This window comes from Pedobacter sp. GQ55, assembly GCF_059758925.1.
Genome location: NZ_JCAXEI010000002.1, coordinates 139320 through 155683, shown reverse-complemented (window position 1 = coordinate 155683; position 16364 = coordinate 139320). Strand labels below are relative to the sequence as shown.

The 16364-nt window shown below is 41.2% G+C and carries 9 protein-coding genes; all 9 read left to right on the top strand.

All coding sequences use genetic code 11. From position 1 onward, the window contains the following. Positions 1-341 precede the first annotated feature (341 nt). The 9 genes from AC6CH7_RS05295 (at position 342) to AC6CH7_RS05255 (ending at position 16355) form a co-directional block, all read left to right on the top strand. Positions 342-932, top strand: a complete 591-nt coding sequence (locus AC6CH7_RS05295) for an RNA polymerase sigma factor (protein WP_498261702.1) — start codon at positions 342-344, stop codon at positions 930-932. Positions 933-1055: 123 nt separating this feature from the next. Further along, a complete protein-coding gene (locus AC6CH7_RS05290) occupies positions 1056-2234 on the top strand; it encodes a FecR family protein (RefSeq protein WP_498261701.1) in 1179 nt (392 codons plus the stop codon). 198 nt (positions 2235-2432) lie between these two features. Then, the gene (locus AC6CH7_RS05285; RefSeq protein ID WP_498261700.1) at positions 2433-5819 is read left to right on the top strand and encodes a TonB-dependent receptor; all 3387 of its coding nucleotides are present in this window, start codon (positions 2433-2435) and stop codon (positions 5817-5819) included. A gap of 13 nt (positions 5820-5832) precedes the next feature. Then, positions 5833-7827, top strand: coding sequence for a RagB/SusD family nutrient uptake outer membrane protein (locus AC6CH7_RS05280; RefSeq protein ID WP_498261699.1), 1995 nt, complete (start codon positions 5833-5835; stop codon positions 7825-7827). Between the two features lie 40 nt (positions 7828-7867). Further along, positions 7868-8779, top strand: a complete 912-nt coding sequence (locus AC6CH7_RS05275) for a DUF5017 domain-containing protein (RefSeq protein WP_498261698.1) — start codon at positions 7868-7870, stop codon at positions 8777-8779. A gap of 25 nt (positions 8780-8804) precedes the next feature. Further along, positions 8805-9968, top strand: coding sequence for a glycoside hydrolase family 88 protein (locus AC6CH7_RS05270; RefSeq protein WP_498261697.1), 1164 nt, complete (start codon positions 8805-8807; stop codon positions 9966-9968). Between the two features lie 35 nt (positions 9969-10003). Further along, positions 10004-11296 (top strand): polysaccharide pyruvyl transferase family protein, encoded by a 1293-nt coding sequence (locus AC6CH7_RS05265; RefSeq protein WP_498261696.1) that lies wholly within the window; start codon positions 10004-10006, stop codon positions 11294-11296. Positions 11297-11299: 3 nt separating this feature from the next. Next, a complete protein-coding gene (locus AC6CH7_RS05260) occupies positions 11300-13213 on the top strand; it encodes a hypothetical protein (protein ID WP_498261695.1) in 1914 nt (637 codons plus the stop codon). Between the two features lie 4 nt (positions 13214-13217). After that, positions 13218-16355 (top strand): SusC/RagA family TonB-linked outer membrane protein, encoded by a 3138-nt coding sequence (locus tag AC6CH7_RS05255; RefSeq protein ID WP_498261694.1) that lies wholly within the window; start codon positions 13218-13220, stop codon positions 16353-16355. The last annotated feature ends 9 nt before the right edge of the window (positions 16356-16364 follow it).

Below are 16364 nucleotides of genomic sequence, written 5' to 3'. Positions count from 1 at the left end.
ACATGCAACAATGTCAAAACACAACAAAATTCTACAAATCAAATGATTGCAGAGTTTTTCGTTTTTAGGGTACAGTTGGGTATTCTGGGGGAAATGGCCGCGGATTCCGCGTTTACTGGTCCCAATTAACAAGTTTTTACTTGGTTCGTTAGAGGAACTTGCCGAACAAACTATGTCTTGCATTTTCAATCCAACATTCTTCTATTTTTAACCGGATTAGGTTCAATCAAATCATCTCTTATTTTTAAAACTAATGAAATAGATAATTGCAGATGCTTAAATTTACACTATACTTGCTGTTTAAATAACCAATATGAAGGTATCACCCAAGGGTACAACCGATGGAGAACAGGCAACTTAAAAATGAAGAAGAACTATTGGCCAGGATTGCTATGGGCGATCAGTGTGCATTTAAGGAAATCTTTGATTTTTATCAACGGTATGTATATGATTATGGTCGAAAGCTGACTAAATCCGAAGATCAGGCCAGTGAAATCGTACAAGATGTATTCTTAAAAATATGGCTCAACAGAGAAAAACTCAATGAAGTGAAAAATTTCGGGGGATATCTAAATCGGGTAGTAAGAAACCATTCAATAAATGTGATACGCAAACTGGCACAAGATGCCAGATCGGCAACACAGCTTAAAATTAATACTCAGGAATCTGACAATTCCACAGATAAAATACTAGATTACAATGAAAGCAATAGGATACTAACCCAGGCTATCGAAAACTTAAGCACCCAGCAACGGACAGCATACACCCTTTGCCATATCGAGGGATTGAAATATGAAGAAGTTGCAAAAAAAATGAATGTTTCAAGCCGTACCGTACAGGCACATATGCATCAAGCTTTAAAACATATACGTGAGCACTTCAACAAACATGCACTTAGCTATCCGGCATTATTTGCTGTACTGTTCAAATAAATATCATTGTAAATCAGCTTGTTAGATATTTATCAGTTATTTTTTGATAAATCACTAAGCATTTTTTCCGCGTCACGTGTCAATGTAGTTAAAAGGTATTAAAACTGCCTAAATCAACAAACGATGCAAAAACCAAACGCGAGGCTTCAAGTCCTGCTACGAAACTATTTCAATAACCTGAATACCGAAACGGAAAATGAAGAGCTATGGTCGCTGATCACTGCTTCTCACAACGATGAGGAATTGATGCAGCTTTTACCCGATGCATTTAGTAACGAAATGGCCGTTCCCGAAAATGCATTGGATGCTGCAAAAAAACAGACTATCTTAAATTACATCTACAATTATCAGTTATTACAAGGAAGCCATCAGCCTAAAAAGACGAGGTTGCTGCCAAAATTAATGGCAATAGCAGCAGCTGTAGCTTTAATTATCTCAGGCGTTTGGTTTTATACCGGCAACCCAGTCGTAAATCGTAACTCAGAAATCGCTACTCAAAACGATATTAAACCCGGTAAAAACACAGCCACAATCACCTTACCTGACGGCAGTAGCGTGCAACTAAGCGATGCGAAAAGCGGAGTAGTAATTGATGCAAGTAAGATAACATATAGTGATGGAAGTACTTTGGGTTCAGAAGGTGAGTCGGATTTAGAGGATAATTCTTCGCTGCGCTTGCCGAATGGAATGACAACCATCACCACACCCCGTGGTGGAACGTATCAGGTTGTGCTTCCTGATGGTACCAAAGTGTTTTTAAATGCCGATAGTAAGCTTGAATTCCCGAGTAAGTTTTTTGGCGGCGAACGGCGGGTTAAGCTGACCGGTGAAGCTTATTTCGTTGTTGTGCATAATTCAAAAAAGCCTTTTAAAGTGGAAAGCACTGGTCAGATCGTTGAGGACATTGGCACTGAGTTTAATATCAATGCGTATGCGGACGAGCGCAGCACGAAAACTACATTGGTTGAGGGCAGTGCAAGGGTAAATGAGGTAATCCTCAAACCAAACCAGCAATCCTCCCTTATCGGCACTCGCATAAAAGTAAAAGATGTTGATACAGAATTAGTTATAGCCTGGAAAAACAATCAATTTATTTTTGAACACGATGACATCCGTTACATCATGCGCATGATCTCACGCTGGTATAATGTAGAAATAGTATATCAGGGTGAATTGCCTATCACCACATTTAGTGGCGCGGTGTCCCGTTTTGCTAATGTGTCTGAAGTATTGCGGCCACTTGAATCAACCGGACAGGTAAAATTTAAAATTGAAGGAATGAAGATTTTGGTAAGCAGATAGTACCGATATAAGAAAAACCAAATCCCTGCTGAAACCAGGGACTTGGTCAATGCTTAGTGCTTAATTTAATAAAACTAAACCCGCAGTGGCCTGACGCTTCAGAACAAAAGGCTCCTGCACAACCAAATATAATAAATGTATAGAAAAATAACCACAAACCTGGGTATAAATTCGTGTATCCGTAAAATTTGGCTAATTATGCGATTAACCACCGTAATACTAATAGCTGCCCTGATGCAGGTAAGTGCTGCCGGCCTTGCACAGAAGATTACTATTTCAAAAAAACAAGCAGACTTACGGGCCGTACTAAAAGCGTTAAGGACCCAGAGTGGCTATAATTTTGTGTATGCGGATAATGTGCTCGCTCAAGCTAAGCCCGTTGACATCTCTGTGAAAGCTGCCGACTTTAAAGATGTTTTAGCGCAAATATTTGCCAATCAGCCATTAACTTATAAGATCGATAATAACGTTATCGTTGTTCAAATAAAGCCAACTGTGGTGACGCAATCTGGTAGAAAAAATATTAGGGTTTCAGGTGCGATCACTGATGAAGAGGGGAGTCCATTGCAGGGCGCAGGCATAAGCGTGAAAGGGGGCGATAAAAAAGCTGTTGCTGATAAGGACGGGCGCTATAGTATAGAGGTTCCGGATAATGCAATACTGGTATTTACCTATCTGGGTTTTGATGATCAGGAGGTACGGGTGGAAGGAAGGCAAACCATTAATGTTACATTAAAACCGCAGATCAGCAAACTGGATGAGGTTTTAGTGGTTGGATATGGATCCGTGCGAAAAGTTGATCTTACAGGCTCTGTTGCTCAGGTAAATATTCGTGATATGACTAAAGCCCCGGTGTCTTCTATAGAACAAGCATTGGCTGGGCGTGTGGCTGGTTTAAATGTTTCTGCCAGTCAGGGACAGCCGGGAGAAGAAGGAATAAATATACGTATCAGAGGAGTGGGGTCTATCACACAGGATGCGTCTCCTTTGTATGTCATTGATGGCTTCGCAACAGAGAACTTTGATCTTTCTATGTTGAACCCTGACGATATAGAATCCATAAACGTGCTCAAAGATGCTTCCGGAACTGCGATCTACGGATCCAGGGGTGCAAATGGTGTCATTGTTGTGGAAACAAAAAAGGGGAAAGTGAGCAAACCCAACTTGAATTATTCAGGATCCTACGGTTTTCAGGATGTGACTAAAAGAGTTGAGGTATTAAGTCCTTATGAGTTTGTTAAATTGGAATTTGAGCGGGATTCGGTAACTGCCAGGACGCTGTATCTCCCAGATGGTGTAACCTATGATTCCTATAAAAATCTGGAAGGGATCAACTGGCAAGATCAGTTCTTCAGACAAGGCATAACCAATATTCACAATTTATCATTGCGGGGTGGAAATAAAGATACCAGATACGCCATTTCAGGATCCTTGTTTGAAACTGGTTCTGTGGTAGTGAATACGGGTTTGAAGAAACAGCAGGGACGTATAACTATAGATCAGAACGTGAGCAAAAAATTGAAAGCTGGTGTGAATACAAATTATACACATACGCAGACATATGGGCAGATTGCTTCTTCTATAAAAGATGGCTATGCATCGAGTGCGCTTCTTTATTCAGTATGGGGGTACAGACCAGTTAACGTCAGGTATTTAACAGGCGACATAGACCTGGAAGAAGAACTTTTTGATGAAGATGTAACCAGCACTACAGATTATCGCTTCAACCCGGTGCAGTCTGCAAAGAATGTTTACAGAAATAAAAATAACAGTAACCTGGTTGCTAATGGATATTTTACTTATGACATCACTAAAAACCTGGTCTTCAAATCTACGGGTGCCATTAACCTTAATGCCATTCAATTGGGGGCGTTCTATAATTCCGGTACGAGCGAAGGTAGCCCCGTAAGCCCTAGAAACAACTATGGGCAGTGGGGTTCAATGGCCTATAGCAGTCGCACCACCTGGTCTAACGAAAATACCCTTACCTATAGCAAGGTGAACAAGACCAATTCATTAAACGTATTGGGTGGTTTTAGTTTCCAGAAGGAGAGCAACAAAGGAAATAACTATACTGCAATTAAAGTTCCCAATGAGACTTTGGGCATAGACGGATTAGGGCAAGGTACACCGCTGGCGGTAGGCTCTTTCGGTACCTATAACACCCTGCAATCTTATTTCAGCAGAGTGAATTATGGGTATCAATCCAGATACCTGTTCACAGCAACATTCCGGGCAGACGGGTCGTCTAAATTTCCGAATAGCAAATGGGGTTACTTTCCATCAGGAGCTTTCGCCTGGAAAATGAAGGAAGAATCCTTTCTTAAGGGAATTGAAACCATCACAGAAGCCAAATTACGTTTGAGTTACGGCCTGACGGGCAACAACAGGGTAGGGGATTTTTCTGCGCTTTCACCGATCAGCGTAGAGAACTCTACTGGTTATTCTTTCGGGAATGAGGTGCCAACACCAGCAGCCATCCCTAACATTGGCAATCCCAAATTAAGATGGGAAACTACTGCACAGCTCAATTTAGGATACGATTTAGCTTTATTGAAGAATAGAATTGAGTTGGTGGTTGATGCCTATCGAAAGAAAACAGACAATTTGTTGCTGTTGGCCAATATGTCGCCCAGCACAGGTTATGCCCGGGCCTACAAAAACGTAGGTAAATTAAAGAATGAGGGATTGGAATTTACCTTGAACACGGTGAATATCGATAAGCGTGACTTTACCTGGCGGAGTAATTTCAACATCAGCTTCAACCGGAATACCATTTTACAGTTGGCTGATGAAGAAGAACGCTTATTGAATAGTATCTCACCCAGATGGCAATCCGGTTATGCTGACCCGGTATTGTATAGCGCCGCGATAGGTCATTCAGTAGGCAATTTTGTTGGGTACATCTTTGATGGGATTTATCAGTATGATGATTTTTATCAATTGCCAAATGGCGGCTATCGCCTCAAAAATGCTGTGCCGACAAACGGCATGGCCAGAGAGGTCATCAAACCAGGATATATCCGCTATAAAGATCTGAACAATGACGGAGTCATCACAGCGGCCGATCAAACCATTATCGGAAGGGGGTTACCTATTCATTCTGGTGGTTTTTCTAACAATTTTACTTATAAAAACTTAAGTCTGAACGTCTTCTTGCAATGGTCTTATGGCAATGATGTATACAATGCAAACAAACTCATTTTTGAAGCAAAAGCATACAGCATGCTGAATCAATATGCGAGCTATGTGAATCGTTGGTCGCCTACAAATCCGAGTACGACCATACCTGTTGTGGGCGGGGTCCCGGAGGGCTATTATTCGACCAGAGAATTGGAAGATGCTTCCTATTTAAGGTTGAAAACTGTGGAGCTAGCTTACAGCATACCAGCGAATTACCTGAAAAAATTAGGGCTTAAAGAGCTCATGTTGACAGCTTCCGCACAGAATCTGCTTACATGGACCAACTACTCGGGTATGGATCCGGAAGTGTCCACACGCAACTCCATCTTAACTCCAGGATTTGACTATTCCGCATTCCCTATTGCGAAAACGTTAGTTTTTGGACTAAAGGCTTCATTATAAACTAAAATATATTATGGAAAAGAAATTATATATCTGTATTGTTGTAGCCCTGGTTTGTATGGCTACATCCTGCTCTAAATTTTTAGATACCGTACCAAAGGATACGGTCACCAATTTAAATTATTACGAGACAGAACAACAGCTCAATTCAGCATTGGCTGGGGTGTTCCAGACATTAACCAAAATTTATGCACACAGCTTTCAAGGGGTGATGTCTTTGGATGGAGATGAGGGTTTTTATAACCGTTCTGCACAGAATACGGGTATTACTGTCAACCTGGTTACCACTTCTGAAAGTAACGTTACTACCGTATGGACCGCACTTTATAATGGAATAGAAAGAGCGAATCTATTGCTCGCCAACATCAATAAGCCTACAATGAGTGAAGCAAATCGGACGGTCATTAAGGGAGAAGCTTTGTTTTTAAGATCGTACTTTTACTTTTTACTGGTCAGTTACTGGGGAGATGTGCCTTTGCTGCTGGAACCTACCTCTTCTGTTACACAAACCAATAATCCCAGAACACCTTCAAAAGAAGTATACGAGCAGATCATCAAAGATATGACCGAAGCGGAAAGTTTGGTCCCTGACGTAAGGCAGCTCACCAACGCAGGTCACATCAATAAATCTGCAGTACGTGGTTTATTAGCCAGAGTATGTTTATATATGGCAGGAGATCCTGTAAAGGATGTATCTAAATACGAAATGACCAAAATTTGGGCGAAAAAGGTGATTGATGATGGATTTCATAGCCTTAATCCGGATTACAGGCAAGTATTTATCAATATGAGCCAGGATAAATATGACCTTAAAGAAAGTATTTGGGAGGTTGAGTTTTACGGTTATAGCTCAGACGGTTTCAATGCTACCGGGAAAGTTGGCATTCATTATGGCGTTTCTCACGGTGGTCAGGATCCAAACTATGGTTACTGCTACGGATATGTAGCGGCCACACCAAAGTTATATTTTTCGTATTCAAAAGGTGATCTGAGAAGGGACTGGAACATCGCTCCATACACTTTGTCTTCAACCAATCCCGCCACTAAAACGTATCTACCTACCTATCCTACAGCGATGCAGGCAAGTCAACGAAACTCAGCTAAATGGAAAAGGGAGTATGAAACCGTTTATCCAAAGGAGCAAGGAGGTAATTCGGTCAATTATCCACTGCTGCGATATGCAGATGTGTTGCTGATGTATGCAGAAGCAGTAGCAAGCCAAAATGGAACCGTACCAGATCAAGATGTACTGGACCAGACTGTGAATCAAGTGAGAAGAAGAGCTTTTGGAAACCTATTGCCAAATAGAGAACTGATTGATACCATTACGATTTCGACTGCAGGTTCAGGGTATACCTCAGCGCCGGCGGTTACAATTTCTGGTGGTGGCGGTGCAGGTGGCGCTGCTGTAGCAGCAGTTGCAACGAGCGAAGCCAGAGCGCTAACCGCGATTTATCTGGAGAATAGGGGTGGTAATTATAATTCAACACCAACCATTACTATTGGTGAATCCTGGATGCCAACGGTCTTTTATGCTGCAGGTAAACAAGTTTATAATGACAATAAGCTGTATACCGTCACTACGGGAGGTACGACAACCACCACGCCACCTACACAAACCTCCGGAGCATCTGCAGCAGCGACTACCGGTGCTGTGTTTGCCTATGCAGGGGTACAGGCAAAGGCCTCCATAACCCTAACCAATTTGTCTGAATTTAAGGGTGACGTAAAAACTACCGACTTTGCCGGCTATGCCAAATTTATGGAGTTCCTGAAAGCGGAGCGTTCAAGAGAATTGGCATTTGAGACCATGAGAAAGAGAGACTTGGTGCGCTGGGGTGATTACTACCGTGTGATGAAACAAGTCGCTCTGGATTTTGCTCCTCTGGGATCAAGGGCCTTCGGTGGGAAAGCAGGAGTAAATACCTCAGAGAGAGACGTTTTATGGCCTATTCCGGATGCTGAAACTACAGTCAATAAGGCAATCGGCCAGAATCCGGGTTGGTAATTGTTATTCATTTTTACTATTTATTGATAATCTAATGAACATGTATTTCAAATATTATTTAATGCTGATGTCTGTTGTTTTATTTTCTTGTGAGAAATATCAGCTTGATGATCCGGCATTAGAAGTTACGGCTGACAAAACCACTATTAAGGCTGGCGAGTCTGTCACTTTCAAATTGGAAGGGAACCCTCAAATGCTGTCCTTTTATTCAGGAGAATTCCTGAAGAACTATAGCTATGTCACAAGTTCCAGAGCATTAAAAAATTGCTATTTGTCCTTCTCAAGTGCTACGGTAGCCGCTATACAACAGGCCGATCAATTGGCTGTGTTGGTGTCTGCTGATTTTGATGGTAAATATACGATTGCCAACATCAAGGCTGCTACCTGGGTGGACATCACCAACCGGTTTGCCCTTGCAAAGAACGCCACAGTAACGGCCTCGACAGAAGTTGATATCATGGATCTTGCCGTTGCAGGAAAACCATTATATCTGGCCTTTAGATATATTACCAAGCCTCAGACAGAATTTTTAGCCGCCAATGATTGGAATATCACTGCTGTATTGGTGGAAACTAAATTTGACGATGCAGAGGTCACGCTAATGGACTATGGTTCAGGCAGTAATTTTTCTGTATTTTCTTATGGAAACAAACAAGCAGGCAGATCACTTGTAAACGCGACCACGATTCAGTTCAAAGGAAATGCAACTGCGGCAACTAAGGAAGAATATACCGAAGACTGGGGAATTAGCCGGGCCATCTATATCAACCCTAACGACCTGGGGAAAGATAAAGCAACCGCGCTTAAGTTGTTTAGAGAAGCAAAAAAGGAAAGTTACACCTATAGCTATAGTGAAGCCGGCACCTATACCGCCACTTTCATAGGTGAAACAAATAATGTCTATGGAAACAAAAAGGTAGTTAGGCAAATAGAAATTACCGTTACCAATTAGGATGCTTTCACAACTGACCAAAAGAATGATGAAAACTATTTTTTTAGCTATTACGCTTTTAACAACGACACTCAGTTTACAGGCCCAACGTAAGGTTGATGTACATAAAGAAATCGAATTTGCCAAAGCACAATATGAATTGATGCTGAAAGCGAATACAGACCTCACTAGATTCCCTCAATCTGTAAAGAAAGAGGGAATACTGGATACCCGAACATCAGATTGGTGGTGTAGTGGTTTCTTCGGCGGATCCTTGTGGTATCTCTATGAATATACTAAGGACGATAAATGGAAAGAAGCTGCGGACAAATGGACCATGGCTGTAGAAAAAGAAAAGTACAATAAGACCACCCACGATTTAGGGTTTATGCTGTATTGTCCTTTCGGAAATGGTTATCGTTTAACCAAAAATGAGAAATATAAGGACATTATGCTTACTGGAGCAGAATCGCTGGCTACCCGTTTCAATCCTAAAATTGGGTTGATTAAGTCCTGGGAGGAGTTTAATGGGTTTGACTATCCTGTGATTATAGATAATATGATGAATCTCGAGTTCTTATTATGGGCAGCGAAAGCATCAGGAAACGACAAATTTTATGATCTGAGTATTACACATGCTGACAATACCCTTAAAAACCATTTTAGAAAAGATTATAGCAGCTATCATGTAGTTTGTTATGATACTACAGGAAAAGTACTTGCCAGGAAAACCAATCAGGGAGCTGCGGATGAGTCTGCATGGGCCAGAGGGCAGGCATGGGCTGTTTATGGTTATACCATGATGTATAGGGAAACCGGAAATAAGAAATATCTTAACCAGGCTATAAATATTGCAAAGTTTATAGTCAATCATCCGAACCTTCCATCGGATAAAATTCCATATTGGGATTTTAACGCGCCGAATATACCGGATGAAGAAAGAGACGCCTCCGCGGCAGCGATTACTGCTTCTGCTTTATTGGAACTATACACCTATACAAAAGACAAGACACACTTCAAGTCGGCTGAGGACATGTTGAGGAGTCTTTCGGGCAAAGTATATACTGCAAATCTGGGCGAAAACAACAATTTCCTACTAAAACATTCGGTAGGTTCAAAGCCCTACAAATCAGAGGTAAATACGCCGATTATTTACGCAGATTACTATTACCTGGAGGCATTATTAAGGTATAGCCGGATTAAACTATAATTAGCGCACGCTTTTCAATAAAATAAAAATTTGATATGACACACATTTCTAGAAAGGATTTCCTTAAGCATACCCTCCTGTTTGCAGGATATTTAGCCGCTGCCCCAGCATTGGCACACGATGGCAAGACCAAAAAAAGCTTACTCTTACGTTCTTCCTGGCAAGTTGAGAATATTGGAGATATCGGTCATACACCCGGAGTTTTGGCTTTGATTGAAAAATACTTGCCGCATGTACAAGTTCGCCTTTGGCCAGATTCTGTTAAATCAGGCGTTGAAGAAATGCTTATGGCCAGGTTTCCCAAATTGAAGATCTTAAAATCAGAGGATGACAAACAAAAAGCCATATTGGAATGCGATTTCTTTCTCCACGGATCGGGACCTTCATTGGTAGGCAGAAATGAGATGCTCCGGTGGAAAAAAGAAACAGGTAAACCATACGGAGTATACGGAATTACTTTCCCAGGCAATTATGGATTTCAAGCGCAAGATGAAAATTACAATCCGTTGGATGTTGAACTGTTCAATAGTGCTGCTTTTACCTGGTTCAGGGATTCTGTATCTCTTCAGTTCGCAAAAAAAATAGGAATAAAGTGCCCCATTATGGATTTTTGTCCGGATGGTGCATTTGCCGTCGACGTTAGGAATGATCAGGCCGCAGATGTGTTTTTAAAGTCACATGCACTCGAAACTGGAAAGTTTGTATGCGTTATTCCGCAACTCCGGTTTTCTCCATGGTGGGAGATCCCATCAAAGCAATTGCCCGTCAACGAAAAGAAACATGCATGGAATGAAAAGATGAAGGAGCATGACAATCGGCCGATTCGAAATGCGATCATTGAAGTAGTGAGGCAAACGGATCTTAAAGTCCTGATTGTTCCGGAAAATGAAACCCAAATTCGTATCGGTAAAGAAATGCTATATGATCCACTCCCGGAAGATGTTAAATCGAGGGTGGTCTGGCGCGATCAATATTGGTTAACCGATGAGGCTGTGAGTACCTACGCGCGCTCCGCTGGCTTATTCGGATTGGAGATGCATTCGCCAATTATGTGTATTGCCCTGGGCGTACCCGCTATTGTTTGCCGGTTTAATGAGCAAACTTCTAAAGGGTACATGTGGGATGATATTGGCCTGGGCGAGTGGTTGTTCGATATGGATACACCTGCTGATGTGGAGCGAATCATCCCTACTGTACTGGATATGCTCAAAAATCCTGAAGCTTCAAAATCAAAAGTCAATACTGCATTAGAATTGGTCAGGAAATATCAGAACGATACGATGAAAATACTGGGGCAGTGTATGGATAATCAATTTATAAAAAAATAAAAGATGAAGAAGAATTTCGTAATCGCTATCATCGCATTGTGCGTGGTCAGCGGAGGCCTGGAACTTAGTGCGCAGACCGTTCCTTATCCAATACAACCAATTGATATGACGAGGGTTAAGGAAATTGAAAAAAGCCTTGCCAATGCACCGGCTGGTTTCGGGCATCCTTGCAACAACCGGAAGGTTTGGGACCAGTTGCTTTTATCCGGGCAGTATAATTCTTTTTTAAGGTCGATGCGCGGTTATAAAATGCCTGCATTCAGTAAGGAAGACTATTTCTCTCTATCTAAAGGAACAGAATCCTCATCGGGCAAGGGCTTGGCGATGATGCGCAAAAGGGCAGAGGGCTTGTCCAAGTTGACCTGGGCAGAATGTCTTGAAAACAAAAATCAGTACACGAAGCGTATTGAAGAGGCCCTTCGGGATTTAATTCAGCAAAAATCATGGACTTCACCACGTAGTGACCATGGTTTTAAGAATTATAACGGCATTGCCTATTCAGTTGAACTGACTTCTTCTTTATATGGGCATACGATTGCACAAACATTGTATTTGATGGGTGATAAGATTCCCCCTGATTTGAGGAAACTGGCATTGGATGCCTTATACATCAGGATCTTTAATCCGATACTGGAAAAATTCAAATCAAATAATACAGAAAGTGAGAAAGGTTTTTTGACGGATATGAACAATTGGAACCACGTGTGTTTAGCCGGACTGGTTGGGGCTGCGCTGACTACCATACAAAGTAAGGAAGAGCGGGCCAAATTTATTGCTATCGGTGAATACTATTCAAGAAATGGCTTGCTGGGTTTTGGTGATGACGGCTATTGTGGAGAAGGAGTCGTGTATTTCAGCTACGGATTTGGACATTATATCCTTTTGCGTGAGAGTATTTGGCAAGCTACAGGAGGTAAGGTAGATTTGTTTAAGGATCCCAAAGTACAGAAAATCGCACGTTACCCGGCCAATATTGAAGTCATCAATGAGGTGTATCCAGCCATATCCGATTGTAAAGAAGGTGCCAAACCCGATGCGAATGTAATGACTTATTTAAATAAGAGCCTGGGGCTTGGATTGGCAAAATACGACACACTAGGGCAACAAGCGCGTACGGGCGATAATAGAATGAGTGTGATGATGGCTTTTCCAAATTCTTTGACCAAAAGTAATTTATCTCATAGCCGCATTCAATCGGATCAATCGGACATTCGGTCTTATTTCGAACACACGGGTGTATTGGTGTGCAGGCCGATCCCTGGCTCTTCTTCCAATATAGGGGTTGCATTTAAAGGCGGCAATAATGCAGAATCTCATAATCATAATGATGTAGGATCGTTTACCATTGTGCAGGGAAACCAAATAATGGTTGGTGATCCGGGAGTAATTCCCTATGCAGCCAATATCTTCAATCCTAAATATCGTTATACTTATAAAACAATAGGATCATTTGGTCACCCGGTTCCGTTGGTTGCGGATAGTTGTCAACAACCAGGTGCCCAGGCCAGGTCAAAAACTATTCATACGGACTTTACCCGCGAAAAAGATGACCTCACATTGGACATTGCTTCAGCATACCAGGTGGCAGGGCTAAAGAAACTTAACCGTACCATGGCTTACGACAGACAAGACAATGGAGCCGTTACTTTTACAGATCTTTTTGAATATACTCAGCCAGGTAATTTTGAAACAGCTATTTCTACACGGGCTGTTTGGAAACAGGTTTCCGATAGTACATTATTGCTCACAAGACATAATGAAAAAATGTTGGTTACCTTTTCTTCTCCAGGCAATCAGTTATTGCTAAAATCCGAAAAAATATCAGAAGGTGACACGCCTTATACACGTATTGGTATTTCTGTCTCTAAGCCGGTAACCGCCGGTCAGATTATAATTATCTATAAACCGCAAAACTAACTTTATGAAAAAAACGATAGAAAAATTTCGGCTGTTTCACTCCGGAATGGTTTGTTTACTAATTCTGACTTTTTGCTGTCAGGCTATGGCAGTTTCTGGGAGAGCAATCGTTTCTCTAAATTATGAGTTTCAGAAAAGTCCGGGAACTGTTAAAGGAACAGTTACAGATAGTAAAGGTGAAGCTTTACCCGGGGTAACCGTAAGACTGGAAGGTGTAACTACTAAAAGTCAAATTACAGATATTAAAGGTGCTTTTATATTTAACAATGTTGAAGCCGGTACTTATAACCTGGTATTTAACTATGTAGGTTATAAAGCAGTAAGTAAAAAAGTTAGCCTTGCAGATGGAGCTGAAAGCTTACAAAATGTTGTTCTAACAGAAGAAAGCAGTGGCCTTAACGAAGTGGTTGTAATCGGTTATGGAACTGTAAAAAAAGCAGATCTTACCGGTTCTGTTTCACGAATATCTACTGAAGATATCAATGCTACACCGATTGTTGCACTTGATCGTGCCTTACAGGGCAGAGTAACTGGTGTAAATGTTACTACTAATTCTGGTAAGCCGGGGAGTGGAACCACTATTCGTATTCGTGGAGCCGGATCTATAAATGCCGGAAATAACCCATTATATGTAGTGGATGGTCTTCCGATTTCGGATTTGAACTCCATCAACCCAGGAGACATCGAAACAATTGATATTTTAAAAGATGCTTCTTCTACAGCTATTTATGGCTCGAGGGGGAATAACGGTGTGGTAATAGTAACCACCAAAAGAGGTAAATCAGGAAAGGCCACTTTAAGTTATGATGGATATTATGGTAGCCAAAGTGCTCTTCGAACAGTACCTATGCTCAATGCAGTGCAATTTGCAGAGATGGTAAATGAAGCAAGGGTCAATGCCAACCAACCCATTTATTTCGATGGCTCTGCTGAAGATAGGCCATTAGTATCATCGCTTTCTGAAGGAACCAACTGGCAAAACGAAGTTTTCCAAAAGGCTGCACCTATGCAAAACCATCAGTTAAGTGTTACAGGAGGCAGCGATCAGGTTCGTTATGCCATTTCAGGTGGATATTATGCTCAGGATGGAATAATAAAAGGTTCTGATTTTAATCGGTACTCATTGAAAGCGAATGTAGATGGCAACGTAAACAGCTGGTTAAAAGCAGGGGGTAATCTATACAGTGCTTATACGAATGGTAATAATGCCAGAACAGAAGTTAACGGAAATGCCGGTGGAGGTGTAGTTAGTGCAGCTTTAAATTATTCACCAACATTCCCTGTATACAATTCCGCAGGCACTTATTATACAAATATGGGATCAATAAATGGTTATGCGGTAGATAATCCTGTAGCGCTGGTAAATGAATGGACTGACAGGGATAGAGGTGTGCGTGTTTTGGCGAATACATTTTTAGAGTTTAAAATATTAAACGGCTTAACCTTTAAAACCACTTTAGGGTTGGATATTAGTTCAGTAAAATCAAACGGGTATGCTACCCGCTTCTTAACAGCTGGTACCGGAAATGGCTCCGCATCAGTGAGTAACAATCAGGTAGTTAGCTGGCTGAATGAAAATACCTTAAATTATAGCAAAACTTTTGCAGCTAAACATAGCTTCAATGTGCTTGCCGGATATACCAGTCAGGCATGGGAGCGTGAAAATTTTACGGCTAATGCCAAAGGTTTCGTTAATGATTTTGCCTTATACAACAACTTAGGGGCAGGTACAACACTAACGGCTCCAACTTCCGGTGCCTCTCAAACATCTCTGCAATCTTTTTTAGGAAGAGTGAACTATACTTACGATAACAAATATTTGCTTACTGTTTCGGCTAGAGCAGATGGATCATCCCGGTTCGGGCCTGATAGCAGATGGGGCTATTTCCCTTCTGCAGCTTTTGCCTGGAAAATAGTTGAGGAAAACTTTATGAAAGCGCAAAAAGTGCTTTCTGATGCAAAACTTCGGGTAAGCTACGGACTTGGCGGTAACCAGGATATTGGTGATTACCAATATATTGCAACGCTTACTTCTGGTGGATATATCTTAGGAAATACATTATACAGCGGTACTACGAATGCCGTTCTAACTAATTCAGATTTAAGGTGGGAAAAGAGCGCTCAGTTTGACCTTGGTGTAGACTTAGGCTTTTTCAAGAATCGGGTAAGGCTTACGGCAGATTATTATAGAAAAAAAACTTCTGATCTGTTGTTTGATGTTGGAATTAATCCAAGCTCTGGTTTTTCAACAGTATTTAAAAATATAGGTGGAGTTGAAAATAAAGGTTTTGAACTGGAGCTTAGTACCAATCTACAGAAAAGGGATTTTAATTGGGAGTCTCAATTATCTTTTTCAACAAACAAAAGCAAAGTATTGGCACTAAATAACTTAAATGAAATAGTAGTAGGCGGTGATATCAGAGATGTTGGTAATGGGCAACTAAATGCGGCCTTATTAAAGGTGGGTGAACCAATGGGCCAGTTCTATGGGCTGGTATTTGATGGAATTTTTCAAACTGCAGAGGAGATTGCAGTCTCTGCGCAGAAATCAGCTAAACCAGGAGACGTACGTTATCGTGATTTGAACGGTGATGGCCAGATAACAACTGATACCAAAGACAGAGAGGTAATTGGAAATGCAAATCCCAAATTTTTTGGCGGATTTAATAATACTTTTACCTGGAAAAATATAGATCTTAATGTATTTCTACAGGGTTCTTATGGTAATGATATCTTGAATGTTGCCCGCTTTGATTTATTCGGACTGAATGGTTTAAGTAATAATAGCGCGGAAGTATTGAATCGTTGGACACCTACAAATCCAAGTAATACCATTCCAAGAGCTAATGCATTAGGTACAAACAGAACAGTATCATCCTTCTTGGTTGAAGACGGCAGCTATTTGAGATTGAAAAATGTATCTCTTGGATATAAATTTACGTCGGATGTATTAAAAAGAGCTGGTATAGGTTTGGTAAGGGTTTATGTGTCTGCACAAAACCTAGCTACTATAACCAATTACTCAGGGTTTGATCCCGATGTAAATCGCTTAGGTAGTGGAAGTGGCTCCACACCGGGGGTGGACTATGGAGTCTATCCTTCATCCAAAACCTTCTTACTGGGTTTAAACTTTAACTTTTAAACGTGAAAA